The sequence below is a fragment of the Pseudomonas sp. MH9.2 genome, assembly GCF_034353875.1.
GTDB lineage: Bacteria > Pseudomonadota > Gammaproteobacteria > Pseudomonadales > Pseudomonadaceae > Aquipseudomonas.
In genome coordinates, this window is the sequence record NZ_CP133784.1 from 4,879,171 (window position 1) to 4,905,740 (window position 26,570).

The window sequence follows — 26,570 nt, forward strand, 5'->3', positions numbered from 1 at the left end:
ACAACATCAGGTGTTCAGGCGGTGGCGGCCAAGGCCTCATGTCCATGAGGCGCGGTGCTGTTGCTGAGCGAGTAGCACGACAGCAGTTGTTGAACTTGCTCGACACAGTTGAACATTAGTACATCAATGATCGACAGATTGGCTACGAAGGGATCTCTGTATTGCCGATAGTCGATGGGGTCGATTTTGAAGAACTGCAGCGACAGGTCATGTCGCGCAAAATACTCAGGGTCATACAACTCAGCCCCGCCAATGGGATTGAGATAACGCTCGCAAGCAAGATTGCGCACGATTCGTACCACCCGATCCTGTTTGTCGATGGGGGGGCCGATGTCCAAATCAGAGCTACGAAAAATCGGCGTATCAATGTGCAGATAGGCGCACATTTCCCTGATCGAATGTTCGATGTAAAGCGCCAGGTTCTGTTGAGGGAAGTTTATCAATCGCTCCAGTAAGGGCATGACTTGAGCAAAGTACGGAGCCTTGCGATAACTTTGGGTGATCAGGCTTATCAGGCGTTGAGCCTCGTCGGCGAAGTTGTCGCACAGTTCACGCTGGTTGATCGGCAGATCGAATCGATCCCGTTTCAGCGGAAAGGTAATCAGTTTGGCTTCGCCGTTGTAAAGGATGCGGTTGCGGTTGACCCAACCCGACCTGATGTACTGCAAGTCATCGCCAAGGACGAAGACATCGCTTGATGCAATCAGTTGGAAGTAACCCAGGTAGGGAAACAGGTACGGCTGCATCATTGCGAGCGTCTTGGCCATGTTCATCTCCTTGATGTCAGTGATATCCGTGCGTTCACTTTCGAGCGGGACTGTAGTCATATCCATAGGCTGAGCAGTCATAGGCATTGTTCGATGCCTTGCGCAAAACGCCATTGAAAATGGCGCCTTTGATGACCACACCGTTTTGGCCCAGACGGCGTTTGCAGGCTTCGATTTCCTTGACGGTGCTCAGGCCGAAACGGGTGACCAGTAAACAGGTGCCCGCCTGGCGTCCGACCAAGGTGGCGTCGGTCACGGCGAGGATCGGTGGCGTATCGATAATTACCAAGTCATAGAGCGGCGACAAGTCGCTGAGTAGCTTGTTGAAGTTGTCGTGCATCAACAACTCCGACGGGTTGGGTGCAGCAAAACCACAGGAGATAAAGTCCAGATTAGGCACTTCGGTGGCGTTGATCACTTCCCGGCTTGTCAGGCGAGCGGCGAGCGTATCGGACAGACCGTGTTTAGGGTGCAGGCCGAATACCTTGTGCAAATAGCCCTTGCGCATATCAGCGTCGATCAGCAATACACGCTTACCCGTCTGGGCAATGATCACCGCCAGGTTGCTGGACACGAACGACTTGCCCGAACCGGGTGACGGGCTGGAAATCATCAATACATTGTTACGTGCTTCGAGCATCGCGAAGTGCAGGCTGGTGCGCAGACTGCGCAGCGACTCCACGGCCAACTCGGAGGGTTCGGAGACGCTCAGCAACTTCGATTCCTTGCCCGCGGAACGGCTCTGGTTATGTTTTTCCAGGCGCTCTTGTTTTCGCGAGTACGGCAGCGAGGCATAAACTGGCATGCCCAGGTTTTCGATGATTTCCGGGTTGTCCACGCCGCGATAGAACGCTTGGCGCAGGAATACCACGATGACTGCCACCAATGCGCCAATCAAGGTTGCGATAACCACGATCAGTTTGCGCATGGGCCTGACTGGCTCTTCGACATTGACGTCAGCGTTGTCAATGATGCGTACGTTACCGATGCTGCCGGCGCGAAGGATGTCCTGTTCCTGGCTCTTGTTCAGCAGCAAGGTGTAGGTCTGAGTGGTGACTTGCATGTCGCGCGTCAGGCGCAGCAACTCTTGCTGGGTGACAGGCAACGCCTGGATTTTTTTCAACAGGCCTTGTTTCTGTGCTTCAAGTTGACCCATCTGAGTCATCAGCGCGCGGTAGGTAGGGTGTTCGCGGGTGTACAGCCGTTCAACCTCGACCCTTTTGAGTTTCAGTTCGGAGAGCATGGAGTCGAGGTTGACTACTTGGTCGAGCACTGATTTGGTTTCGATGCTCAGGTCCACCGATTTTGCGCTGGCCTGGAAAGCGTTCAGGGCTTGCTCTGATTGCTCAAGCTGCTTACGTACCAGCGGCAGTTGCGAGCGCAGAAACTCCAGGCGCTGTGCGGCTTCGGCAGAGCTGCGTTCAACGTTCTGGCGCACGTACAGGTGGCTGACTTCATCGAGGATAATCTTGGCCTGTATGGGGTTGGTGTCCTGAATGGACAGGTAAATGATCCCTGAATCCTTGCCGGCTTCATTGATGGTCAGGCGGCCCTGATATTCCAGTGCGCTGGTCAGCGTGCGCTCTTTTGTCAGCTTGAACTCAGTGCCGGGGCGAGCCTTAAGCGTGGCCACCTGGATTTTTACGCCATTGCCTTCGACGGTCTGATTGGTCTGGCCCTTGAGCAGCAGCTTGCTTTTTTTGTCATACAGCGAGAACGCGTCTGCTCCGTCGGCCACCAGTGTCATCGGTTCGCCGAGCAGTGCGTCAGGAACTTCCAGCTGGAAGACGCTGATTTGTTCGCCCCCCCACGCGTAGTTCTTCAGGCCGAACAAGGGTTCAGCGAAGCTGCCTTCGGTTAGCGGTTTGTAAGTTCGGGCCATGTATGCGCCGAACACAGGGAAGTACCGTGGCTTCTGGATAATGTTGAGCTTGAGGTCTTCGACCACACGGCCGAGCACGGCCCGCGACTTGATCAGCTCGATCTCGGTAGTGGCCTGAGACACAGACATAGGCTTGCCGCTGACTTCGGTAGTCGCTTCAATGCCGATTTTTTTAGGCTCGATTTGAATCATCGCAGCGGCTTGATAGGCCGGTGTCGCGAGCAGCGCGTAGGCCACGCCGATCAGGCAAAAAAAGCTGATGATCGAGGCGATCAGACCCTTGTGATCAAACAATGTGCGCAAGATAGTTGCCAAATCGATCCGGGTGTCCTGGTAATAGTCCAGGGAAGAGCGGTTCATAGCGGTCATTTATCTTGTTACTCCTGACTGTAGGTAAGGGAGCCAGTCATCGACACAACGCGAAAGGTGCTCGAAGGTCTGTTCGAAGGCTAGTTTCGGGCGCCGGTAGGGGTCGGCTATTTCCAGCTCGTGTTGCCATTTGCCAATCAAAAACACTTTGCCGCGCGCTTCTGGAGCCAGTTTCAAAATACTTTGCATCTGCGCCTGTTCCATGAGCAGGATTAGCTCGGCCTGGCGCAACATCTGTCGGTCGACCTGACGCGCCTCATGGCGGTGAGCAGGCACTTGATGCGTCTTCAGGACTTCGCGGGCCAGAGGGTCCATCGGCGCGCAAAGCATTGCGTGAATCCCTGCCGATGAAATCTGCACACCGGATGCCTGCACGCGTTGGCGGAACATCGCCTCAGCCATCGGGCTGCGGCAGATATTGCCGACGCAGATCACTAACAGGTTATTGAACATGACCTTTGCTGCCCGACAGCATCAGCCACAGACGTTTGTTTAGATTGACGCTGACGTTACGTGCCACCAGCAGCAACGCGTGTAGTTTGTTCAGCGGCCTTATGGCCGACAGCGACAAACCAAACACCTGAATCAGAAAGTATTCATACAATTCCTGATTGCCAATACGGTTGTAGTAGTTGGCCAGGCTGGTGCATGTCTGCAGGCTCATGTGCAATTTCCGTTTGTGCGATCGCATGGAGAAAACTCCACCCGGATGCAGGCGGTACATGGCAGGCTTGATCTCGGCGAGGAATTTACCTTTGCCAAATGCGCCGAGCAGCGACCACCAACACAGGTCGTTGAGTGGCGCGAGGAGCAACTCTGGCGGCAGCTTGAAAAAGACATTACGAAAGCACACGGTCAGCGTTGAAATCGGTCGGGCCTTTTGCAGTTCGATGGCGCTGGCGTCGCGACGTAATTCGCCCTGTAACTGGATGCCTCGCTCACCATCGTGGTCGAAGGACATGGCGTCGTGATAGGTCAGTGCGTAATCCGGATGACTCTCGAGGAAGTCCACTTGGATTTGAAGTTTGCGTGGGTCGGTCCAGTAGTCGTCGGCCTCGCAATAAGCGATGTAGCGTCCACGCGCTTCCTTGAACAGTGCCGGTACGCAGGGATTGCCTTGCTGGTACTGATTAACGTCTTGATAAAACGGCCTGATGATTCCTGGATAACGTTCGGCATACTCGGCGATGACGCGCGCAGTGCCATCGGTGGACGCATCGTCGTTGATCAGGATTTCGAAAGGAAAATTCGTTTGTTGTGCCAGAAAGCTTTCTAGCGTCTGGGCGATAAACGCCTCCTGGTTATAGGCGGGGCAGACGATGCTCAACAGCGGCTCGGGAGCGCGCGGCTCAGTGGTGGCATTTTGCGAGGTGGCATCCATGGCTCAAGTACTCGGTTTGCTGAACAAAATGAAAATCTTCACGGCCAGAGGCTTATAGCTTGCTGCCACCAGCGTCAGGGTTACCAGACCACACACCGCCAGGCCCATGAACGTCGTGATGCGGTCATCACCTGCAATCATGCGAAACAGCGGTTCGCTGATAACAATCCCGATCGCGGTCATCAGGCTGATACGCAAAATATCGTGTAGCCATCGGCCATTAATGCCTGGTGCCAATCGGTTGTGCACGATCGGTGGCCAGATCAGGAAAGACACTAGGCGCAGAGCGAACCAGGCCACTGCTGCGCCGTAGGCGCCTTGATAATGGATGGCCAGAAGCATCACCGGCACGGTCACTACGGCTGACACCACGCTGTACCAAACATGCAACTCGATCTTTCCATGGGCGTATTGCAGGTAAAACTGGAAGGCACTGGCGGCCATGATCGCGCTGCCCAATGAGTACCAGAGGAGTATCGAATGGCTCCATTGGGCAGCAACGTGGTCACCGGTCCAAGCGTAAATCAGCGGTTCGGCGTGCACCCCGATCACCGCAGCCAGTGGAAACAGAACGGTGCACACGAATCGGTTGGCGGATAGAAACAGAGCATGCATATCGTCCTGACGGCCTTCTGCCATCAGTACAGTCAAGCGGGGTAATAGCGTTTGCGCCAGTGGGTTGGCCAACATCAGGATGCCGGTGCTGATAAGTGCTACCAGCGAGAAATAACCGTACTCTTTGAGCAGCAGCATTTCCGAGAGCAACACCTTGTCTATCTGAGTCAAGACGATCCACAACACGGTTGTCAGGGACATGCTGGCCGCAAACGGAATGATCGGCTTGACCAGTGCCCAGTTGAAACCGCTCAACAGATGCGGGGTTGGCATTTGCTGGTAGGCCCGGGCCGCGAAGATCAAGGTTTCGATCAATCCCACCAGCACCTGGAATTCGAAAAAGTCCCGAGGGTCGTTCGAAATGGAACTGACCAGTAGCAACCCGCCGAAATAGCGCAGGGTGGCAATGATCACATTGGCGATGTTTAGCCACGCGTGTTGTTCCAAACCTTGTATGCCGCTTTTGTAGAGCGTCGAATACAGGCGCAAGGCGATGATCAGCCCCATCATGCTGATACAGCTGATAAGGGTTTGGTGATCCAAGACCTGAGCGTTGAGCCATTTCACTGCAATCCATGGGCTGGCCGCGTAAATCACCACGCAGCACAGTACTGCCAGTGGCACGAAGATAATCTCGAACGAGCGCAGCAAATGCCCCGCGTTTCGTTCTTCAGTCGGCAAACTCTGCTGGTGCGCAACAGCACGAACCAGGCTGGGTGACATCCCTGCATCAAGTAGCTGTAGCCATGCCTGCATGACGGAAAAGAAACCGATCAGGCCATACGCTTCGGCCCCTAGATGGCCGAGGTAGAACGGCATTATCAGAATGCCAACCAGCAGCGCGTAGGCCTGTCCGGCATAGCTCAAGGTGGTGTTTCTGATGACGGAAAGTTTTCTCGGCATGGCGTTTAGATAACCTGAGCGAAGGCCGTATCTTTAAAGCTGATCGGGCCAAGACTGCATTCAGTGATAAGGGTGTCGATGATCTTGTCTTGGTCATCGTGTGCCAGCCCCGGATAGATCGGCAGGCAAAGTACGCGCTGGCTCAAGGCTCGCGAAGCGCTCTGGGCGGCTTGGGGCTGCAGGTATTCGAGGGTGTCCAGAGACGGGTAGAAATAACGCCGAGGGTTGATGCCTTTATTGTTAAGGGCTGTCCGCACCCGTAATAGTTGTTGTTCACTGTGTAGGCCGATGGGGAAGTAGCTGTTGTTAAGCTCGCTATTGGGTGTGGCTTGTTGAAAATCCACGTAATCGCCCAGCCGAGACTGATAACGATGAGCGATTTCAGCACGCTGTTCGAAGATGCTGTCGATGTCGTCGAGAATGCACAGCCCCATGGCCGCCGAAAACTCGTTGAGTTTGGCGTTAATCCCTAGGCCGTCGATTTTGTCGGTGTCGGCGATGCCGAAGTTGCACAGCAGGTACACACGCCGGGCCAGCTCGTCATCGTTGGTGATGATCGCTCCACCCTCAATGGTATGGAATAACTTGGTCGCATGAAAACTGAGTGTGCTGATGTCGCCCCACGTGAGCACCGACTGACCGGCATGACGAACCCCGAATGCATGGGCACCGTCGTAGACGGTTTTTAGTTGGTGTTTACGCGCAATTTGCTCGATGCGTTCGACCGCACAAGGGTTGCCAAACACATGCGTACCCACGATCGCCGTGGTATCGGAAACGATCCTGCTTTCGATGTGGTCGGGGGAGATGTTCCAGGTGCGCGAGTCAATGTCGGCGAAGATCGGCCGAATACCTTCCCACTGTAACGAACTGCTGGTCGCTACAAAGCTGAACGGTGTAGTCACAGCGCTGCCGCTCAGACCCAGTGCGCGATAAGCGACCTGCAGGGCCAGCGTGCCATTATTGGTCAGCAGCACATGTTTAACGCCCAAAAAAGCCTTGAGGCGCTCCTGCAACTCGCACACCAAGGGACCATGATTGGTTAGCCAGCCCCGTGCGTAGATGCCTTCTACATAGGTTTTGAACTTGTTGATGTCTCCGAGGTAGGTCTTGGTCACGTTGATCATCGAAGCCTCCATGTCTGACGCTGAATAGTGATAGCGAGCATTGAAGTACTGAACTAACCGAGCGTTGATGTGGGCGGCTAACTGCCTGTTTTTCGGCTGACCAACCGGGCTCGACGTTGGTTGATTTTAAGAATGATTCGTGTGGCAAGGCTGCCCGCATGAGGATCGCCATAATGAAAGATGGCGGTCGCACGTTTCAGGTCGGGGCCGACAGTACGGTTTGCATGCAGCGAGCGATAACCCCAGAAGAAATAGATGCTGCCCGGCTCCAACTGCAATGTGGTGGGCTTGAACCAGCCGCGTTGCATTGCCAGGCACATCAACGTGCGACTGAAACGATTTTGCAGCAGCGCTTTTTCAATAACATTGAGGACCACGCTCGAGCGCACGGTTCGTAAGTTAGGAAACAGAACTAAATCTCCGCGCTCTTCACCGTCTTGCGGAATAAAGATGGGAACCAGTGCGGTCACTAGACTGGCGTCGTAATGAAAGCAATTGGACTCCCGTTGTCCCTCGTTCCCTTGTACACAGCGAAGGACCGGAAAAATCTGGTCACTGATGGCCTGTTTGTTTGCGGCTTCGCGATACAACCTGGCCAGCAATGCCTTGAACCGGGGGTCGGCCCAGATATTCACCAGCAGGCTGCCAGCTAATGCCTGTTCGCCGTGATAGGCAAAATACTCGCCGGGATGGAGGTTCGCGTGGTGGTCGGTGTAGGTGCGCAGCTGTTGTAGATCGGCTTCGCTGACGACACCTCTCAGTTGGGCAAAGCCATTGGTATCAATCTCATTGGCCAGCTTTTTTACGTGCGGCTCATCAATGTCAAAAGATAAAGGCATCGCTTCAGGCTCTTTATAGGTAAGTAAGTGAGCGGGACGGCCATCCGGTGCAGCTGCCATTGCTGAGGGGCATGCATTACAAACAAACACCTTCACATCACATCGTTTAAACACGCTACCGCCCGAATCTGCTGATCCCGCCGCGGCCTGGTGACTGAATAACAATGTTTAAACGTTCGTTTAAACGTTCACGCTGTAACTTAGACGAGCGGTCGAAGTAAACCCTCAGGCAATGCTACCGCCCGACCGAGCACGCTCAGTAAAAAAACAAGTGTTCAATTAGTTAACGGACTCCCACAGGCGCAAGAAACTGCACCGTGCCTAAAACTAATTTTGTGTGGGCAGAACTGTAGAACGTGTTGGCTTGACGCGTTGCGCGCTCTGCTCTTTGACAGGGCTGCATTGGCAACGAATCGTCTGACAGACATATATATCGACGGCGGCGTCCTTTCTGTCAAATTATTTCGTCAAGAAACTGTTAAATTTTTGATAAACGGTTTTGTTGTGATTATAAGCTATTGATTTTATTAAGAGTCAAAAAACCATCGCCTGCACCGCTTAGGTGCTGCGACGTTTTTTAGACGCATAAGAAAGGCGGGAATAATGCAATTAATCACGGTGAAGTCTGGGCAAGTAATCACCGGTCCGCAGTGAGTGTAGTTGGCTTTTATTAAAGGACACAAACTGCTCGAATGAGTGCATTGGCACTGTTGTAACTATGGTGTTGAGTGGTTTTTGCTGGGCGCGGTTTTTGAAAGTTGAGCGGGTCGATTCCTGGTCTCCGCAGAGGGGGTTCACTTTTTATCAGTTGAATGTGGCGGTTTAGGACTCAACTGCCAGCAGACGTAGAAATAACCCTTATGTCTAGTAGGGCTATTTGACAAAAGACGAGTATCGTCCATGACGCTGATCACCTTGAGCCGACAGGCAAGGATGAGCCCGGATCAGTGGGGTAAGCGTGCTTGGGTTAGGGTGATATTTTTTATATGCATTTCAGGAATATATAAATAATAATTAATAATTTTTTGATCTATTTAAAATCAGGCACTATCAAGCTTTCGACGCTTCGACATCACGCAAACATTCCAGCGTTCTGGGTTGTGCGCCTCAGAGTTATCTGTCTATGAAAAGCCTTCCGCTGTATTTCGATTACGCCGCTACCACACCTGTGGATGAGCGTGTCATTAAGGTCATGGTCGAGTGTCTGGGCCGATCCGGGAATTTTGGTAATCCTGCATCCAGCTCCCATCTATATGGTCAGCAGGCCCGGCAAGCTGTCGAACAGGCCCGTCAACAGATTGCCGATCTTGTCGGCGCAAAGGCCACGCAAATAGTCTGGACGTCCGGTGCGACCGAGTCGAACAACCTGGCGCTCAAGGGCGTTGCACAGGCTCGAGTGCAGCGGGGTGGGCATATCATCACCAGCCAGCTTGAGCACAAGGCGATTCTCGATACGGCGCAGCAATTGCAGGCGGCTGGCTACGAGGTGACTTACCTGGCGCCGGATGCTCAGGGTTTGATCGCTCCTGCAGTTGTCAGCGCCGCGCTTCGAGAGGACACCTTTCTGGTGTCCCTGATGTTGGTCAATAACGAGTTGGGCACGCTCAACGATATTGCAGCCATAGGCCAACTCGTCCGTGAGCACGGCGCGCTGTTCCATGTCGATGCCGCTCAAGGTGCTGGCAAAGTAAGCATTGATCTGGCCGCGCTGGCGGTTGATCTGATGTCGTTCTCCGCACACAAAGTCTACGGTCCAAAAGGTATTGGTGCGCTCTATGTCGGGCCGCGTGCCGACCAGCGCTTGCAGGCTCAGATCCATGGTGGCGGACACGAAGGGGGGCTGCGTTCGGGCACACTGGCCACCCATCAAATTGCGGGCATGGGTGCTGCTTTCGCTTTGGCTGCCGAAGTGTTTGAGCATGAGACTGCTCAGATCGAGCGTCTGCAATTGCGCTTGCGGCAGCAACTGGCCGAGATTCCGGGCTTGCGCGTCAATGGCTGCCCTACCCAGCGGGTCGCGCACACCCTGAGCCTGACCTTTGGCAAAGGCGATCTGAATCTGGATGCACTGAGCAGTGACTTGGCCTTTTCGTCCACGTCAGCCTGTAACTCGGCAAAAAATGCACCGTCGCATGTGCTTCTTGCCCTTGGTCACGATGTGCAGTCTGCGCGTCAGACCATTCGCTTGAGCCTCGGGCGCTTCACCACGGAGGACGATGTTGACCGTGCCGTCCGGTTGATCAAGGCCTCATTGACCGAGCCTGCCTTCTGGGCAGTTGCTCAGCAGTGAGTGCTGCTCCATTATCTGAACCGGAACATGCCAATTACCGGTTCAGCGGGAGAGTCAATGAGTACGCAGTCGAAAACCAACGGAGTGGTCGCCGAACGTTTGGCGCAAGTGCGCGCCCTGATGAGCCGGGAGCGTATCGATGCTTACCTGGTGCCGTCGGCGGATCCACACCTTTCTGAATACCTGCCGGGCTATTGGCAGGGCCGGCAGTGGCTTTCGGGTTTCCATGGCTCGGTCGGTACCCTGATCATCACCCAGAGTTTTGCGGGTTTGTGGGCCGACAGCCGTTATTGGGAGCAAGCCACTAAAGAGCTGGCGGGCAGTGGCATCGAGTTGGTGAAATTGATGTCGGGCCAGCCTGGGCCGCTGGATTGGCTGGCTGAAAAGGCCACGAGCAAAAGTGTTGTCGCCGTGGACGGTGCCGTGCTGGCGGTTGCTTCGGCGCGTACGCTCGCGGCCAGGTTATATGAGCGTGGCGCTAGTTTGCGGACGGATTTTGATCTGCTCACAGAACTATGGCTTGACCGTCCTGGGTTGCCGACCAATGCCATTTATCAGCATTTACCACCTCAGGCGAGCGTGAGTCGAGGCGACAAACTGGCCAAATTACGTCAGGCGTTGCAAGAGCGCGGTGCGGATTGGCATTTCATAGCGACCCTAGATGACATCGCCTGGCTGTTCAATCTGCGCGGTGCCGATGTTTCCTATAATCCTGTGTTCATCTCCTTTGCCTTGATTGGTCCTCAACGGATCAGTCTGTTTGTCGACTCCGTCAAAGTTGATGCCGAGCTGCGCCAGGCACTGGAGGGGGAGGGCATCACACTCGTCGAATACACCAACGTTGCCTCGGCGTTGCGTGATGTACCGGCCGATGCACGGCTACTGATTGACCCGACGCGTGTCACCTGTGGCTTGCTGGATCACCTTAAAGCCGAGGTGAGACTGGTTGAAGGGCTCAACCCGACAACGTTGTTCAAGTCGCAAAAAAGCGATGCCGATGTTCAACACATCCGTCAGGCCATGGAACAGGATGGTGCTGCACTTTGTGAGTTCTTTGCCTGGCTGGAAACGACGCAGGGAAAGGAGCCGGTCAGTGAGTTGTCCGTTGATCTTCATTTAGGTCAGGCTCGCGCCCGTCGTCCGGGCTATGTCTCACCAAGCTTCGCCACCATTGCGGGTTTCAATGCCAATGGGGCCATGCCGCATTATCGTGCCACCGAGCGCGAGCATGCGCAGATTGAAGGTGATGGCCTGCTGCTGATCGATTCGGGCGGTCAATACCTGGGTGGCACTACGGACATCACGCGGATGGTGCCCATCGGAACACCCAGCGCCGAGCAAAAACGTGATTGCACGCGTGTACTCAAGGGCGTGATCGCGCTGTCTCGGGCACATTTCCCGCGCGGGATCGCTTCACCGTTGCTGGATGCTATCGCTCGAGCGCCGATCTGGGCTGAGGGCGTCGATTATGGTCACGGCACCGGGCATGGTGTCGGGTATTTCCTCAATGTGCACGAGGGACCGCAAGTTATCGCCTATCAAGCCGTTGCAGCACCGCAAACGGGGATGCTGCCGGGCATGATCACCTCTATTGAACCGGGCACGTACCGTCCTGGTCGCTGGGGGGTGCGCATCGAAAACCTGGTGCTCGCGGTTGATGCCGGGAAAACCGAATTTGGTGAGTTTCTCAAATTCGAAACCCTGACCCTGTGCCCTATTGATACCCGTTGTCTTGAGGTTTCCTTGCTGGCCCAAGACGAGCGTGACTGGCTAAATGCCTACCATGCTCAGGTCAACAAGCGTCTCAGCCCATTGCTGCAAGGGCCAGCTCTGGAGTGGTTGCGTACACGCACCGTCGCGGTCTAACCCGTCGATTGCGCTGCCGGCTCATACCTGCGGCGCAGCGGCGAAGGCTTCGACCCTATAGTCGACCGTGCGAGTTCGGTTGTGGCTGAAAGCCCGGCGCGGGCCGCGCTGTCGCAATGCATCGGTGCATCGGTGGTTGCGAGAATGCTGTCTACTCCCCGGATTCAACAGCAAGTTCTCGATGTCAGTCACGATTGGCTGGTCCGGCAAATCGATGCGCAAGGGGTGAGCGAATAAGCGAATAGAGCTACTTGCAGATGATGATCATGCTGCGGCTGGTATAGCCCGCTGGGTTGAGACCAAAAGGGTAATCACCTGGATCTTCCACAGCGTCGCCGGATTTGGCGATGAGTTTATAGCCTTTCGCGTCGCATGAGCTGGCCGCCAGTTCATAGCATTTGTCCCAGGAAGAGGTGAGTCCGGAGCAGTTGATATGAAGTCCGCGTTTGCCGATCTTCACCGGTTTGTAGGTCGCTGCACAGCCAACGAGCGCCAGTAATGCCAAGACGATCACTATGTGTTTCATTTCTTTCCTTACCTGGCGAATGCATGAATGCCAGCGCTTTGCTCTAAATTCACGTGTGTGCATGACCGGTGCCGGTGACGTCCAGGTCGGGATGAAGCTCCAAGGGTAATAGCGGTTACGGAGCTCAACATGGCTCAACCGCGTTACAAATGCTAGAGGCGTTTTATATCTGCCCCGAAAGCGGGGTCAGTCAGCGGGTACCAACGCTGGTCGTTTTGGGCGCATGGTCAGTGTCGCACCCACCGAAGCCAGAATGATTGAGCCAATGGCTAGCCACTGCGTCAGCGTAAGGCTTTCATGCAGGAAAAGTAGTCCGGACAGTGCCCCAAACGCGGGTTCGATACTCATTAATGTGCTGAAGGTTCGGGCGGGCAAGCGCGTCAACGCCATCATCTCCAGGCTGTAGGGCAAGGCGGTCGACAGAATTGCCACGCCTAACGCGGTCGTGAGCAACGCCGGGTTGAGCAATGCCGAGCCTGCGTGCACGATCCCGATAGGCGCAATGAATATCGCCGCAATCAATACGCCTAGCGCTGCGGTCTGAATGCCGTTGTCCGCGCCAGCTTTTTGGCCGGACACGATATACATCGCCCAGCAGACCCCTGCGCCGAGTGCGTAGCCTATCCCGGTCAGGTCGATATTCGCGCCGCTCTCCCCGGTCGGTATGAGCAGCAGCAAGCCTGTGACAGCCAGGATTATCCAGACAAAGTCAATTGCCCTGCGCGAAGAGAGGAGAGCCACGGTCAATGGTCCTGTGAACTCAAGCGCGACGGCGATCCCAAGTGGCACGGTGCGTAAGGACATATAGAAGAGGAAGTTCATGCCGCCCAGCGCGATGCCATAGATGATGACGGTGCGCAATGACTTGGCGGTCAACGTCGCTCGCCAAGGACGTAGGACCAGCAACAGAATCAGACTGGCAAAAACCAGCCTCAAGGTGGTGGTGCCTTGTGCTCCTATTAGAGGAAACATGCTCTTGGCCAACGATGCGCCGGATTGGACCGAGGCCATTGCTATAAGTAGCAGGCCCACCGGGAAGAGAATCGAGCCTAGGCTGCGGTGCTGGTCGGTCATTACGGTTTAATCGTCCACGGTCATCTGAATAGGGGGGGCAAGATTAGTAGCGGAGCCTATGATGCTTAAGAAAGGCGGCCTGAGCAATATATTGCTCAGGGGTGTGCGTCAGCTATATATAGAAGGCAGCTTTAGGGTCAGTCACCAGCATTTATGGGGACGTTTTACCAATGTGACAAGTTTGTGAAAATAGGTGTTGACGCCCCAGCTAATCTCTCTATAATTTGCACCTCTTCCGGAGCAGATGAAACGGAAAACTCCTTGTAAATCAAAGAGTTATCCAGAGTAAGCGGCGAGGAAGGGGTTTTGATCTTCTGGATCGAAAGCGGTAAAAAAGAGGTGTTGACAGCAGCGTGTAACGCTGTAGAATTCGCCTCCCGCTAACGAGAGACGTGAAGTTGATCGAAGCGCAAGTGGTTGAAGTTGCAAAGGAAACTTTGAAACTTGTTAAAATAACCGCTTGACAGCAACAAGGGCTGCTGTAGAATGCGCGCCTCGGCTGAGACGAAAGATCTCAACCACCCGCTCTTTAACAACTGAATCAAGCAATTCGTGTGGGTGCTTGTGTTGTAAGACTGAAGTCAACTGATTATCAGCATCACAAGTTACTTCGCGAGAAATCAAAGATGTAACCAACGATTGCTGAGCTAAGTTTAGGGTTTTGTCAAAACCCAAAGATGTTTGAACTGAAGAGTTTGATCATGGCTCAGATTGAACGCTGGCGGCAGGCCTAACACATGCAAGTCGAGCGGCAGCACGGGTACTTGTACCTGGTGGCGAGCGGCGGACGGGTGAGTAATACCTAGGAATCTGCCTGGTAGTGGGGGATAACGTTCGGAAACGGACGCTAATACCGCATACGTCCTACGGGAGAAAGCAGGGGACCTTCGGGCCTTGCGCTATCAGATGAGCCTAGGTCGGATTAGCTAGTTGGTGAGGTAATGGCTCACCAAGGCTACGATCCGTAACTGGTCTGAGAGGATGATCAGTCACACTGGAACTGAGACACGGTCCAGACTCCTACGGGAGGCAGCAGTGGGGAATATTGGACAATGGGCGAAAGCCTGATCCAGCCATGCCGCGTGTGTGAAGAAGGTCTTCGGATTGTAAAGCACTTTAAGTTGGGAGGAAGGGCATTAACCTAATACGTTAGTGTTTTGACGTTACCGACAGAATAAGCACCGGCTAACTCTGTGCCAGCAGCCGCGGTAATACAGAGGGTGCAAGCGTTAATCGGAATTACTGGGCGTAAAGCGCGCGTAGGTGGTTCGTTAAGTTGGATGTGAAATCCCCGGGCTCAACCTGGGAACTGCATTCAAAACTGTCGAGCTAGAGTATGGTAGAGGGTGGTGGAATTTCCTGTGTAGCGGTGAAATGCGTAGATATAGGAAGGAACACCAGTGGCGAAGGCGACCACCTGGACTGATACTGACACTGAGGTGCGAAAGCGTGGGGAGCAAACAGGATTAGATACCCTGGTAGTCCACGCCGTAAACGATGTCAACTAGCCGTTGGGAGCCTTGAGCTCTTAGTGGCGCAGCTAACGCATTAAGTTGACCGCCTGGGGAGTACGGCCGCAAGGTTAAAACTCAAATGAATTGACGGGGGCCCGCACAAGCGGTGGAGCATGTGGTTTAATTCGAAGCAACGCGAAGAACCTTACCAGGCCTTGACATCCAATGAATCTGCTAGAGATAGCGGAGTGCCTTCGGGAGCATTGAGACAGGTGCTGCATGGCTGTCGTCAGCTCGTGTCGTGAGATGTTGGGTTAAGTCCCGTAACGAGCGCAACCCTTGTCCTTAGTTACCAGCGCGTAATGGCGGGCACTCTAAGGAGACTGCCGGTGACAAACCGGAGGAAGGTGGGGATGACGTCAAGTCATCATGGCCCTTACGGCCTGGGCTACACACGTGCTACAATGGTCGGTACAGAGGGTCGCCAAGCCGCGAGGTGGAGCTAATCCCAGAAAACCGATCGTAGTCCGGATCGCAGTCTGCAACTCGACTGCGTGAAGTCGGAATCGCTAGTAATCGCGAATCAGAATGTCGCGGTGAATACGTTCCCGGGCCTTGTACACACCGCCCGTCACACCATGGGAGTGGGTTGCACCAGAAGTAGCTAGTCTAACCTTCGGGAGGACGGTTACCACGGTGTGATTCATGACTGGGGTGAAGTCGTAACAAGGTAGCCGTAGGGGAACCTGCGGCTGGATCACCTCCTTAATCGAAGACATCAGCTTCTTCATAAGTTCCCACACGAATTGCTTGATTCATTGAAAAAGACGATTTAGAAGCAGCCCGAAATTGGGTCTGTAGCTCAGTTGGTTAGAGCGCACCCCTGATAAGGGTGAGGTCGGCAGTTCGAATCTGCCCAGACCCACCAATTTTGTGTGGGAAACGCCTGTAGAGATACGGGGCCATAGCTCAGCTGGGAGAGCGCCTGCCTTGCACGCAGGAGGTCAACGGTTCGATCCCGTTTGGCTCCACCACTTACTGCTTCTGTATTGTAGAGTTTAGAAATGAGCATTCCATCGGTTCGATGGTGAATGTTGATTTCTAGTCTTTGATTAGATCGTTCTTTAAAAATTTGGGTATGTGATAGAAAGTTAGACCGGACAGCACTTTCACTGGTGGTGTTACGGGCTAAGGTAAAATTTGTGAGTTAAATTGCGAATTTTCGGCGAATGTCGTCTTCATAGTATAACCAGATTGCTTGGGGTTATATGGTCAAGTGAAGAAGCGCATACGGTGGATGCCTTGGCAGTCAGAGGCGATGAAAGACGTGGTAGCCTGCGAAAAGCTTCGGGGAGTCGGCAAACAGACTTTGATCCGGAGATGTCTGAATGGGGGAACCCAGCGGTCATAAGACCGTTACCTTACACTGAATACATAGGTGTATGGAGCGAACCAGGGGAACTGAAACATCTAAGTACCCTGAGGAAAAGAAATCAACCGAGATTCCCTTAGTAGTGGCGAGCGAACGGGGACCAGCCCTTAAGCTGTATTGAGATTAGCGGAACGTTCTGGAAAGGACGGCCATAGTGGGTGATAGCCCTGTACGCGAAAATCTCTTTGCAGTGAAATCGAGTAGGACGGAGCACGAGAAACTTTGTCTGAATATGGGGGGACCATCCTCCAAGGCTAAATACTACTGACTGACCGATAGTGAACTAGTACCGTGAGGGAAAGGCGAAAAGAACCCCGGAGAGGGGAGTGAAATAGATCCTGAAACCGTATGCGTACAAGCAGTGGGAGCCCACTTTGTTGGGTGACTGCGTACCTTTTGTATAATGGGTCAGCGACTTATTTTCAGTGGCGAGCTTAACCGAATAGGGGAGGCGTAGCGAAAGCGAGTCTTAATAGGGCGTCTAGTCGCTGGGAATAGACCCGAAACCGGGCGATCTATCCATGGGCAGGTTGAAGGTTGGGTAACACTAACTGGAGGACCGAACCGACTACCGTTGAAAAGTTAGCGGATGACCTGTGGATCGGAGTGAAAGGCTAATCAAGCTCGGAGATAGCTGGTTCTCCTCGAAAGCTATTTAGGTAGCGCCTCATGTATCACTGTAGGGGGTAGAGCACTGTTTCGGCTAGGGGATCATCCCGATTTACCAACCCGATGCAAACTCCGAATACCTACAAGTGCCGAGCATGGGAGACACACGGCGGGTGCTAACGTCCGTCGTGAAAAGGGAAACAACCCAGACCGTCAGCTAAGGTCCCAAAGTTATGGTTAAGTGGGAAACGATGTGGGAAGGCTTAGACAGCTAGGAGGTTGGCTTAGAAGCAGCCACCCTTTAAAGAAAGCGTAATAGCTCACTAGTCGAGTCGGCCTGCGCGGAAGATGTAACGGGGCTCAAACCATACACCGAAGCTACGGGTATCACTTAGGTGATGCGGTAGAGGAGCGTTCTGTAAGCCTGTGAAGGTGAGTTGAGAAGCTTGCTGGAGGTATCAGAAGTGCGAATGCTGACATGAGTAACGATAATGGGTGTGAAAAACACCCACGCCGAAAGACCAAGGTTTCCTGCGCAACGTTAATCGACGCAGGGTTAGTCGGTCCCTAAGGCGAGGCTGAAAAGCGTAGTCGATGGAAAACAGGTTAATATTCCTGTACTTCTGGTTATTGCGATGGAGGGACGGAGAAGGCTAGGCCAGCTTGGCGTTGGTTGTCCAAGTTTAAGGTGGTAGGCTGAGATCTTAGGTAAATCCGGGATCTTAAGGCCGAGAGCTGATGACGAGTGTGCTTAGGCACACGAAGTGGTTGATGCCATGCTTCCAAGAAAAGCTTCTAAGCTTCAGGTAACCAGGAACCGTACCCCAAACCGACACAGGTGGTTGGGTAGAGAATACCAAGGCGCTTGAGAGAACTCGGGTGAAGGAACTAGGCAAAATGGCACCGTAACTTCGGGAGAAGGTGCGCCGGTGAGGGTGAAGCATTTACTGCGTAAGCCCATGCCGGTCGAAGATACCAGGCCGCTGCGACTGTTTATTAAAAACACAGCACTCTGCAAACACGAAAGTGGACGTATAGGGTGTGACGCCTGCCCGGTGCCGGAAGGTTAATTGATGGGGTTAGCTAACGCGAAGCTCTTGATCGAAGCCCCGGTAAACGGCGGCCGTAACTATAACGGTCCTAAGGTAGCGAAATTCCTTGTCGGGTAAGTTCCGACCTGCACGAATGGCGTAACGATGGCGGCGCTGTCTCCACCCGAGACTCAGTGAAATTGAAATCGCTGTGAAGATGCAGTGTATCCGCGGCTAGACGGAAAGACCCCGTGAACCTTTACTATAGCTTTGCACTGGACTTTGAATTTGCTTGTGTAGGATAGGTGGGAGGCTTTGAAGCGTGGACGCCAGTCTGCGTGGAGCCAACCTTGAAATACCACCCTGGCAACTTTGAGGTTCTAACTCAGGTCCGTTATCCGGATCGAGGACAGTGTATGGTGGGTAGTTTGACTGGGGCGGTCTCCTCCTAAAGAGTAACGGAGGAGTACGAAGGTGCGCTCAGACCGGTCGGAAATCGGTCGTAGAGTATAAAGGCAAAAGCGCGCTTGACTGCGAGACAGACACGTCGAGCAGGTACGAAAGTAGGTCTTAGTGATCCGGTGGTTCTGTATGGAAGGGCCATCGCTCAACGGATAAAAGGTACTCCGGGGATAACAGGCTGATACCGCCCAAGAGTTCATATCGACGGCGGTGTTTGGCACCTCGATGTCGGCTCATCACATCCTGGGGCTGAAGCCGGTCCCAAGGGTATGGCTGTTCGCCATTTAAAGTGGTACGCGAGCTGGGTTTAGAACGTCGTGAGACAGTTCGGTCCCTATCTGCCGTGGACGTTTGAGATTTGAGAGGGGCTGCTCCTAGTACGAGAGGACCGGAGTGGACGAACCTCTGGTGTTCCGGTTGTCACGCCAGTGGCATTGCCGGGTAGCTACGTTCGGAATAGATAACCGCTGAAAGCATCTAAGCGGGAAACTAGCCTCAAGATGAGATCTCACTGGGACCTTGAGTCCCCTGAAGGGCCGTCGAAGACTACGACGTTGATAGGTTGGGTGTGTAAGCGCTGTGAGGCGTTGAGCTAACCAATACTAATTGCCCGTGAGGCTTGACCATATAACACCCAAGCAATTTGCGTCGAAAGAGCAGATTGCGGTGTGTGAAGACGACACAAACCGAAAATTGGCAACAACCCACAGATCTATCACATCCCCATTAGTTGGCCCGTTGCGCGCAAGCACGACGATCCGGCAGCCGAATTTCTTGACGACCATAGAGCATTGGAACCACCTGATCCCATCCCGAACTCAGCAGTGAAACGATGCATCGCCGATGGTAGTGTGGGGTTTCCCCATGTGAGAGTAGGTCATCGTCAAGATTGAATTCCGAAACCCCTGTTTGCTTACGCAAACAGGGGTTTTGTTTGTGTGCGAGGAAAATAGGGCTCAAGAGTTGCTTACGGCGACCATCGAAAAGCTTCAGTCCGCTCGCATCGAGAGCCTGCACTTGCATGCGGTACAAAATCGATAGCCATAAAAAAACCACCTATCTGGTGGTTTTTTTATGGCTGAATTCAGCTCAGTCGCCGCGGTATTCACAACCGCTTGTACAGGTCTCATGAATACGAATGGCTGAGAGTTCTGGTAGCAAAGGCTTCAGCTGATCCCAAATCCATTTTGCCAAGACTTCGCTGGTTGGATTTTCAAGGCCCGGAATGTCGTTCAAATAGTTGTGATCGAGACGCTCATAGAGAGGCTTGAAGATCGCTTTGATTTCGGAAAAGTCACGAATCCAACCGGTATGAGGGTCGACTTTTCCCGCCAAATAGATGGCCACGCGAAATGAATGCCCATGCAGACGTCCGCACTTATGGCCCTCAGGAACGTGGGGCAGGCGGTGTGCGGATTCGAAGGTGAACTCTTTGAAAATTTCCACAGTGTATTCGACTCTAGAAAGTGGCTATCGCCAGGGCGATAAAAGCAGGCGAGCAGTTTAGCAGCAATGGTTTGTCCTATGCGCTAAAACAAACCGCAGGCCAGTACGCTGTAAGCTGCTTGCTTGAACGCCTGATGGATGATGGCACCTGGCCAGATAAATTCAGCTTCAATTAAGTTGAGCTGTTTATCTTTGTAGTCGTGCAAAGCATTTATTTCTAAGGAGGCCTGATATGAAAGCCGTCACAGCACTGCTCACTGTCGCAGCTCTTACGTTTACCGCAGGTATCGCCCTGGCTCGGGATTTAGGCCCGGGTGAGGCGTTGAAGTTAAGAGATGCGGGTACTATTCAGTCATTCGAAAAGCTTGATGCTGACGCGTTGGCTAAACACCCTGGCTCAGCGATTACCGATACCGGGCTTGAAGAGGAATACGGCAAGCATGTCTATCAGGTCGAACTGCGTGACCTGCAGGGCGTTGATTGGGGTGTGGAAGTGGACGCCGCCAGCGGCCAGGTTCTCAAGGACCATCAGGACACGTAATGAAAGTAAGCGAGCATCCTTACAGGTTTTTCGCATTGCTCCTGGCTCTGTTCTGCTCTGAGCTGTGCGCGCGGGACCTGGATCAGGACGAAGCGCTGAAATTACGCCAGCAAGGAGTGATCCAGCCGCTCGATCAACTGATAGGGCTAGCTCTGGGGCGTTACCCAGGCTCAAAGCTGTTGGAGGCTGAGCTTGAGGAGAAACACGGCGTATACCTCTATGACATAGAGTTGCTGACTGTGGAAGGTGTGGTTCGGGAGTTGAAGTTCGACGCTCGCGACAGTCGATTATTAAAGGACAAGGAAGATGATTGATGCGGCTGTTACTGGTTGAAGACCATGTGCCGCTGGCAGATGAACTGGTCGCCGGGCTTAAACGCCAGGGCTATGCAGTAGACTGGCTTGCCGATGGACGTGACGCGGTGTATCAGGGGGGCAGTGAACCCTATGATTTGATTATCCTGGACCTGGGGCTTCCCGGTTTGCCGGGTCTCGACGTACTTCAGCAATGGCGTGCCAGTGGTTTGGCTACCCCGGTCTTGATTCTGACCGCCCGAGGCTCATGGGCTGAGCGCATTGAAGGGCTCAAGGCGGGTGCCGATGACTACCTGAGCAAACCTTTTCACCCTGAAGAGCTACAGCTGCGAATTCAAGCATTGCTGCGGCGGTCACATGGCCTGGCCAATAAGCCCAGGCTAGAGGCAGCGGGTTTGCATCTGGATGAGGGCCGTCAATGCGTGGCCCAGGGCAGCGTTGAAATTCAGCTGACCGCAGCTGAATTTCGTTTGCTGCGCTACTTCATGCTGCATCCCGAGCAGATATTGTCCAAAAGCCATTTGGCCGAGCATCTCTACGACGGTGAAAGCGAACGCGACTCAAATGTGATCGAAGTTCATGTCAATCACCTGCGGCGCAAACTTGGCCGCACGGTGATCGAGACGCGTCGTGGTCAAGGCTATCGCTTCGGTGAGGAAGTCGAGTGAGGTCCATACAGGCTCGTCTCAGTCTGGGATTGATCAGTGTGCTGCTTATCATAGGGCTGGTATTGGCTCAGACCAGCTTGTGGTTGTTTGAGCTGGGATTGCAGCGCTACCTGGAATCAGGGCTGCGCAATGAAAGCCAGAACCTGTTGGTAGCACTTGCGCGGGGTCCAGAAGGCCTTCAGCTGGATGAGCGTCACCTGACACCTGCCTACCAGCAGCCTTATTCGGGCCATTATTTCCAGGTCGACTTTCCGGGAGGGCATTGGCGCTCCCGCTCGCTGTGGGATATTGAGTTCCCCACCCCGGAAACGCCGGGTCTGCACACCAATTTCGAGCTGGGACAAAGCGGTCAGTCATTGCTGGTTCTGCGTGCGGACTACCGTCGATTCGGACAGGTGATTTCCATTACCGTGGCTCAAGACTACACGCCGGTGGAAGCCAGCTTTCAGCGTGTGCAGCAAATTGGCCTGGGTTTGGGGGGTGCGGCGTTGATTTTGATCCTCGTCCTGCAGCGCCTCACAGTATGTCGTGCGCTGAGGCCACTGGAGAATGCGCGAGAGCAGATCGCCCAGTTGCAGCAGGGGCTGCGCTCACAGCTTGATGATCAAGTGCCGGTCGAGCTTGAGCCGTTGGTTGCGCAGATCAACCACTTACTCGCTCATACCGAGGACAGCCTCAAGCGTTCACGCAATGCTCTCGGCAACATGGGGCATGCATTGAAAACGCCTCTCGCGGTGCTGGTGAGTCTGGCTGCCAGTGAAACGCTTGATGCTTACCCAGCCTTGCGCAGTACGTTGCGCGAACAACTGGAGCAGATTCAACAGCGCCTGACCCGTGAATTGAACCGTGCACGCCTGTCTGGAGACGCCTTGCCCGGTGCGCAGTTCGATTGTGACGCCGAGTTGCCGGGGCTGTTCGCAACACTGGGTATGATCCATGGCGATCACTTGGAAATGAGCTGGGTGGTTACGCCCGGCCTGCGTTTGCCATGGGACAGGGAGGATCTTCTTGAATTGATGGGCAATCTGCTGGACAACGCCTGCAAGTGGGCCGACAGCGTGGTGCGTCTGAGTATTACGCACCGGTCGAAGAGTTATTGTTTGCTGATCGATGATGACGGCCCTGGTATTCCTGAGACTCGTCGCGACGAGGTGCTCGGCCGTGGGTCACGGCTGGATGAACAGGTCAACGGCCACGGCTTGGGACTAGGTATCGTGCGTGACATTGTCGATGCATGGGGCGGTCAGCTGAAGTTGCTGTCCAGCCCTCTGGGCGGGCTTCAGGTACACATTGATCTTCCCGAGCGAACGATGCTCGATCACTCGGGTACCACCGTTAATTTCCATTGAATGGAACGCTGACTGAGCGACATGGAGATATCTTTCCAGCGGATAGAGCGGGAGATTTTATCGCTATCTGCGATTCACATTTTTTCTTCATCCCGACAATAAAAGACGCTTTTGGCTACAAAGCTGACGGACGCTTCTCAACTTTTTAGGGTTGGGGCCGCTAACCAATAAAACGTTGCGACCTAAACATTGGAATACCAATAAGAGTGGAAACTTATGCGTCTTAATTTGAAGACCAAAGTACTGTCATTGGCAGTCCTGCCGGTGTTGATTTTTGCTCTGGTAATCAGCGCTACCACGGTGTTGATGTTGCAGGGACAGGCAAAAAAGGAGGTCGAGGACACCCGACAGCGTCTGCTCAACGAAACCAAAGCCACACTGCAAAGCTACGTCGCCGTCGCGCTGGGTACCATCAAGCCTTTGTATGACGCGGCGGCCCCTGGGGACGTGGCCGTGCGAGCGCAGGTGGTGAAAATGCTTTCCACTATTACCTATGGCAAGGACGGTTACTTCTTCGGCTACGACTCGGAAGCGGTACGTCTGTTTAAGGGAAGCAGCCCGGAAGACATTGGTAAAAGCTTCAAAGACGCCCGCGATCCCAATGGGGTCTATGTCAACCGCGAACTGGTCGCGGTCGGCAAGGCAGCCACCCATTACGTACAATACTCGTCGTCGTTGCCCGGCAACTCTCAAGTATTGATTCCCAAGCTCGCTTACACCGAATACCTGCCCAAGTGGGATATGGTCATTGGTACCGCCGTCAATCTGGATGGGATCGAAGCTCAGGTCATGGAGGTCAAGAAGAACGTTGATGCGCGCCTGGAGGAGATATTGCTGAGCATCATCGGCGTTGCTCTGCTGCTGCTGGTGTTGATTGCCATTGTTGGGGCGGTCCTGGCGGGCACCATTGTGCGTCCATTGAGTTTGATGAAAGCCAATCTAGACGATATTGCCGCTGGCGAAGGCGATCTGACTCGTCGCCTGGTGGTCACTAGCGGGGATGAGTTAGGCGATCTGGCCAGCTCATTTAACCGCTTCGTCGACAAAATTCATGGGATGGTCCGTCAAATTACCGAAATGACCACGCAACTGACAGGATTGGTCAGCGAAGTATCCGACCAGGCCCATCGCTCTGAGCAAGCGATGGAGCGTCAGCGTCACGAAACCGATCAAGTAGCTACCGCGATCAACGAAATGTCCGCAGCGGCTCATGAGGTGGCTAAAAGTGCACAAGGCGCCGCAGTAGCTGCCCAACAGACCGACGTGGAAGGCCAGGCGGCCAAGCGTGTGGTGGATGGCAGTATCAAGCAGATCCATGCGTTGGTTGATGACATCCGTAGCAGCGGCACGTCCTTGGACAGCCTACAGAATGATGTGTCTTCGATTGTGAGTGTGCTCGGAGTGATTCGCTCGATTGCTGATCAGACCAATTTGCTGGCGCTAAACGCGGCGATTGAGGCCGCGAGGGCTGGGGAGGCCGGACGAGGCTTTGCCGTGGTAGCAGATGAGGTGCGTGCGTTGGCCAGCCGGACCCAGCAGAGTACCCAAGAGATTCAGGGCATGATCGATCGTCTGCAATTGGGCACGCAGGGCGCCGTAGACTCCATGCGTCGCTCCAGTGAGGCGGGCGATGGTACGTCGGCGCGAGCCAATGAAGCAGGTGTCTCGCTGGACACGATTGCGGCGCTGATCGGTACGATTAACTCAATGAACGCGCAGATTGCCAGCGCCGCCGAAGAGCAGACCGCAGTGGCTGAAGAGATCAACCGCAGCGTGCATCAGATAGCCCAATCGGTGGACAGTGTCGCCGACCAAACCCAGCAAAGCGCACAGACTTCGCGCAGTCTGGCAGACCTGGGTCAACGCTTGGGCAAACTGGTTGGGCAGTTCCGCATCTGACCTGCTCGGGATAAGGCCGCAACGGCCTTATCCCGCTTTCGCGATACCCCATGACCTGGTTGATCGAACGGCGGCTTACATCCTGCTCAGCGGCATGATTTGGCAAGGCGTTCGGGGTGTTCGGGTTTGTCATCGCGCCAGTGGTGGCCGCTGGGGTTTGTTTGTCGGGCCAAGTGGGCCATGCGTTTGCCTGGCTAGATTTCTCGCAAAAAAAACCCTGCGTGAGCAGGGTTTTTTGTACTTCAACGTATCAGCTGACCAGTTGCAGGCCTGCGTGTTGCACCATGTCCAGCAATGGTTGTGGGTAGACACCCAGAACGAAGGCCAGGACTGCAATCACCAGCAGCATCACACCGCCGGCACGTTGTGCCCAGTTGAATGGAGCATCGTGACGGTGCAGCTTGGGCTCGACCAGGTACAGTGTGACCATCACTCGCAGGTAATAGAACACGCCAATGGCGCTGCCGATGACTAGCGAACCCAACAACCACCACAGGTGCGACTCGACGCCCGTGGTGATGATGTAGAACTTACCGATGAAGCCGGCCGTCAGCGGGATACCCGCCAGCGATAGCATCATCAAGGTCATCACTGCAGTCAGGTACGGACGACGCCAGAACAGGCCACGGTATTCGAACAGAGCGTCTGCGTCACGACCGCTGTAAGGCGAGGACATCAGGGTGACGACACCGAAAGCGCCGAGTGTGGTGATCACGTAGGTCACCAGGTACACGCCGATCGCCTCGACTGCGATGCCATTGCTGGCAACCAGTGCGATCATCAGGTAGCCGAAGTGGGCGATAGACGAATAACCGAGCAGACGCTTGAGGTTGGTCTGAGTCAGCGCCAGCAGGTTGCCGATCAGAATCGAAGCGACTGCAATGACCGCCAGCACATCGTGGAGCACGCCACTGCTGGCCGCCGGGGATATCTGGAACAGTCGCACCAGGACAGCGAACACTGCAACTTTACTCGCGGTGGCCAGGAAAGCCGCCACCGGTGCAGGGGCACCCTCGTAAACGTCCGGGGTCCACAGGTGGAATGGCACCAGTGACAGCTTGAATGCCAGGCCCACCAACATCATGCCCAGGCCCAATGTCGCAATCGGACTAGGCAGGCCGGTCGCCGCCAGGGCCAAACCGATACCGCTGAAGCTCAAGCTGCCAGCTTCGGCATACAGAAGCGCCATACCGAACAACAGGAATGCAGACCCTGCGGCCGACAGCACCATGTACTTGATGCCGCCTTCGAGTGAGCGCTTGTTGAAAAAGGCGTAAGCCACCATACCGTAGACCGGCACCGACAGCAGTTCCAGACCGATGAACAGGCCTGCCAGGTGTTGCGCGCTGACCAATACCAGACCACCGGCAGACGCCAGCAGAATCAGCAGGTAAAGCTCTTCGCGGTTACCGGGGTAGCCCGAAGCCTTCTCGCCGAGATAGGCGTGCGCCAAGGTCACGCACGCCAAGGTCGAGGCCAGAATCAGCGCCATGTACAAGCAGGCGAAATTATCGATTTTCAGCAGAGGTGTCACCACCAGTGGCGCAACTTTAAGCGCCGGGTAGATCGACAGGAGTGCCAGGTTGAGTCCGGCCACGGTGAGCAGGAATGTTTGCGAATGATTGCGACGCCAAGCGATACCCAGCATCACCACGACAATCGTGGCGCTGGTAATCAGCAGCGGCGCAAGCGCAATAAAGTGTTGAATCGTCAGGTCCATAATGCT

General features: G+C 54.3%; 18 protein-coding genes, 2 tRNA genes, 3 rRNA genes and 2 pseudogenes. 14 read left to right on the plus strand and 11 right to left on the minus strand.

Annotation, left to right across the window (positions count from 1 at the left end):
- Positions 1 to 14 precede the first annotated feature (14 nt).
- The 7 genes from RHM55_RS22415 to RHM55_RS22445 all read right to left on the minus strand — a co-directional run bounded on the left by RHM55_RS22415 (position 15) and on the right by RHM55_RS22445 (position 7,883).
- Entirely contained in the window at positions 15 to 767 is a 753-nt protein-coding gene (locus tag RHM55_RS22415; protein ID WP_322178384.1) for a WbqC family protein, read from the minus strand.
- Positions 768 to 801: 34 nt separating this feature from the next.
- Positions 802 to 3,018 (minus strand): polysaccharide biosynthesis tyrosine autokinase, encoded by a 2,217-nt coding sequence (locus RHM55_RS22420; RefSeq protein ID WP_322178385.1) that lies wholly within the window; start codon positions 3,016 to 3,018, stop codon positions 802 to 804.
- On the minus strand, positions 3,019 to 3,471 hold the full coding sequence (locus tag RHM55_RS22425) for a low molecular weight protein-tyrosine-phosphatase (protein WP_322178386.1): 453 nt from the start codon (positions 3,469 to 3,471) through the stop codon (positions 3,019 to 3,021).
- Positions 3,461 to 4,399, minus strand: a complete 939-nt coding sequence (locus RHM55_RS22430; protein ID WP_322178387.1) for a glycosyltransferase family 2 protein — start codon at positions 4,397 to 4,399, stop codon at positions 3,461 to 3,463. Before RHM55_RS22430 ends, RHM55_RS22425 begins: the two co-directional genes overlap by 11 nt.
- 3 nt (positions 4,400 to 4,402) lie before the next feature.
- A complete protein-coding gene (locus RHM55_RS22435; protein ID WP_322178388.1) occupies positions 4,403 to 5,917 on the minus strand; it encodes a lipopolysaccharide biosynthesis protein in 1,515 nt (504 codons plus the stop codon).
- A gap of 5 nt (positions 5,918 to 5,922) precedes the next feature.
- Positions 5,923 to 7,044, minus strand: coding sequence for a DegT/DnrJ/EryC1/StrS family aminotransferase (locus RHM55_RS22440; RefSeq protein WP_322178389.1), 1,122 nt, complete (start codon positions 7,042 to 7,044; stop codon positions 5,923 to 5,925).
- A gap of 77 nt (positions 7,045 to 7,121) precedes the next feature.
- Positions 7,122 to 7,883, minus strand: coding sequence for a hypothetical protein (locus RHM55_RS22445; RefSeq protein ID WP_322183077.1), 762 nt, complete (start codon positions 7,881 to 7,883; stop codon positions 7,122 to 7,124).
- Positions 7,884 to 9,006: 1,123 nt separating this feature from the next.
- Between RHM55_RS22445 and RHM55_RS22450 the strand changes: the two genes are divergently transcribed.
- The 3 genes from RHM55_RS22450 (at position 9,007) to RHM55_RS22460 (ending at position 12,276) form a co-directional block, all read left to right on the plus strand.
- Complete coding sequence (locus RHM55_RS22450) at positions 9,007 to 10,173, plus strand: cysteine desulfurase family protein (protein ID WP_322178390.1); 1,167 nt, start codon at positions 9,007 to 9,009, stop codon at positions 10,171 to 10,173.
- 57 nt (positions 10,174 to 10,230) lie between these two features.
- On the plus strand, positions 10,231 to 12,039 hold the full coding sequence (locus RHM55_RS22455; protein WP_322178391.1) for an aminopeptidase P family protein: 1,809 nt from the start codon (positions 10,231 to 10,233) through the stop codon (positions 12,037 to 12,039).
- A gap of 81 nt (positions 12,040 to 12,120) precedes the next feature.
- Entirely contained in the window at positions 12,121 to 12,276 is a 156-nt protein-coding gene (locus tag RHM55_RS22460) for a hypothetical protein (RefSeq protein ID WP_322178392.1), read from the plus strand.
- Positions 12,277 to 12,286: 10 nt separating this feature from the next.
- Here RHM55_RS22460 and RHM55_RS22465 read toward each other — a convergent pair whose 3' ends face one another.
- Positions 12,287 to 12,565, minus strand: coding sequence for a hypothetical protein (locus RHM55_RS22465; RefSeq protein WP_322183079.1), 279 nt, complete (start codon positions 12,563 to 12,565; stop codon positions 12,287 to 12,289).
- A gap of 186 nt (positions 12,566 to 12,751) precedes the next feature.
- Positions 12,752 to 13,639, minus strand: a complete 888-nt coding sequence (gene rhtA, locus RHM55_RS22470) for a threonine/homoserine exporter RhtA (RefSeq protein ID WP_322178393.1) — start codon at positions 13,637 to 13,639, stop codon at positions 12,752 to 12,754.
- Between the two features lie 683 nt (positions 13,640 to 14,322).
- Here rhtA and RHM55_RS22475 point away from each other — a divergent pair.
- The 5 genes from RHM55_RS22475 (at position 14,323) to rrf (ending at position 19,516) form a co-directional block, all read left to right on the plus strand.
- Positions 14,323 to 15,861 (plus strand): 16S ribosomal RNA (locus RHM55_RS22475).
- A gap of 83 nt (positions 15,862 to 15,944) precedes the next feature.
- A tRNA-Ile gene (locus tag RHM55_RS22480) sits at positions 15,945 to 16,021 on the plus strand.
- Between the two features lie 30 nt (positions 16,022 to 16,051).
- Positions 16,052 to 16,127 (plus strand) — tRNA-Ala (locus RHM55_RS22485).
- Between the two features lie 236 nt (positions 16,128 to 16,363).
- Positions 16,364 to 19,254: ribosomal RNA gene (locus tag RHM55_RS22490) — 23S ribosomal RNA — on the plus strand.
- A gap of 146 nt (positions 19,255 to 19,400) precedes the next feature.
- Positions 19,401 to 19,516, plus strand: a 5S ribosomal RNA gene (gene rrf / locus RHM55_RS22495).
- Together the 16S, 23S and 5S rRNA genes with 2 tRNA genes alongside form the textbook arrangement of a ribosomal RNA operon.
- Positions 19,517 to 19,716: 200 nt before the next feature.
- Here the strand turns inward: rrf and queD are convergent.
- Entirely contained in the window at positions 19,717 to 20,073 is a 357-nt protein-coding gene (gene queD, locus RHM55_RS22500) for a 6-carboxytetrahydropterin synthase QueD (protein WP_322178394.1), read from the minus strand.
- A gap of 232 nt (positions 20,074 to 20,305) precedes the next feature.
- Between queD and RHM55_RS22505 the strand changes: the two genes are divergently transcribed.
- The 6 genes and pseudogenes from RHM55_RS22505 to RHM55_RS26065 form a co-directional block, all read left to right on the plus strand.
- Complete coding sequence (locus RHM55_RS22505) at positions 20,306 to 20,614, plus strand: PepSY domain-containing protein (protein WP_322178395.1); 309 nt, start codon at positions 20,306 to 20,308, stop codon at positions 20,612 to 20,614.
- Positions 20,614 to 20,928, plus strand: coding sequence for a peptidase (locus RHM55_RS22510; protein ID WP_322178396.1), 315 nt, complete (start codon positions 20,614 to 20,616; stop codon positions 20,926 to 20,928). Before RHM55_RS22505 ends, RHM55_RS22510 begins: the two co-directional genes overlap by 1 nt.
- Complete coding sequence (locus tag RHM55_RS22515) at positions 20,928 to 21,596, plus strand: response regulator transcription factor (RefSeq protein WP_322178397.1); 669 nt, start codon at positions 20,928 to 20,930, stop codon at positions 21,594 to 21,596. Before RHM55_RS22510 ends, RHM55_RS22515 begins: the two co-directional genes overlap by 1 nt.
- Entirely contained in the window at positions 21,593 to 22,945 is a 1,353-nt protein-coding gene (locus RHM55_RS22520) for an ATP-binding protein (protein ID WP_322178398.1), read from the plus strand. The genes RHM55_RS22515 and RHM55_RS22520 overlap by 4 nt, the downstream gene beginning before the upstream one ends.
- A gap of 306 nt (positions 22,946 to 23,251) precedes the next feature.
- A pseudogene (locus tag RHM55_RS26060) lies at positions 23,252 to 23,938 on the plus strand (cache domain-containing protein); the annotation flags it as partial.
- Between the two features lie 315 nt (positions 23,939 to 24,253).
- Positions 24,254 to 24,844, plus strand: a pseudogene (locus tag RHM55_RS26065) (methyl-accepting chemotaxis protein); the annotation flags it as partial.
- 250 nt (positions 24,845 to 25,094) lie between these two features.
- Here the strand turns inward: RHM55_RS26065 and nuoN are convergent.
- The gene (gene nuoN / locus RHM55_RS22530; RefSeq protein ID WP_322178400.1) at positions 25,095 to 26,564 is read right to left on the minus strand and encodes an NADH-quinone oxidoreductase subunit NuoN; all 1,470 of its coding nucleotides are present in this window, start codon (positions 26,562 to 26,564) and stop codon (positions 25,095 to 25,097) included.
- Positions 26,565 to 26,570 lie beyond the last annotated feature (6 nt).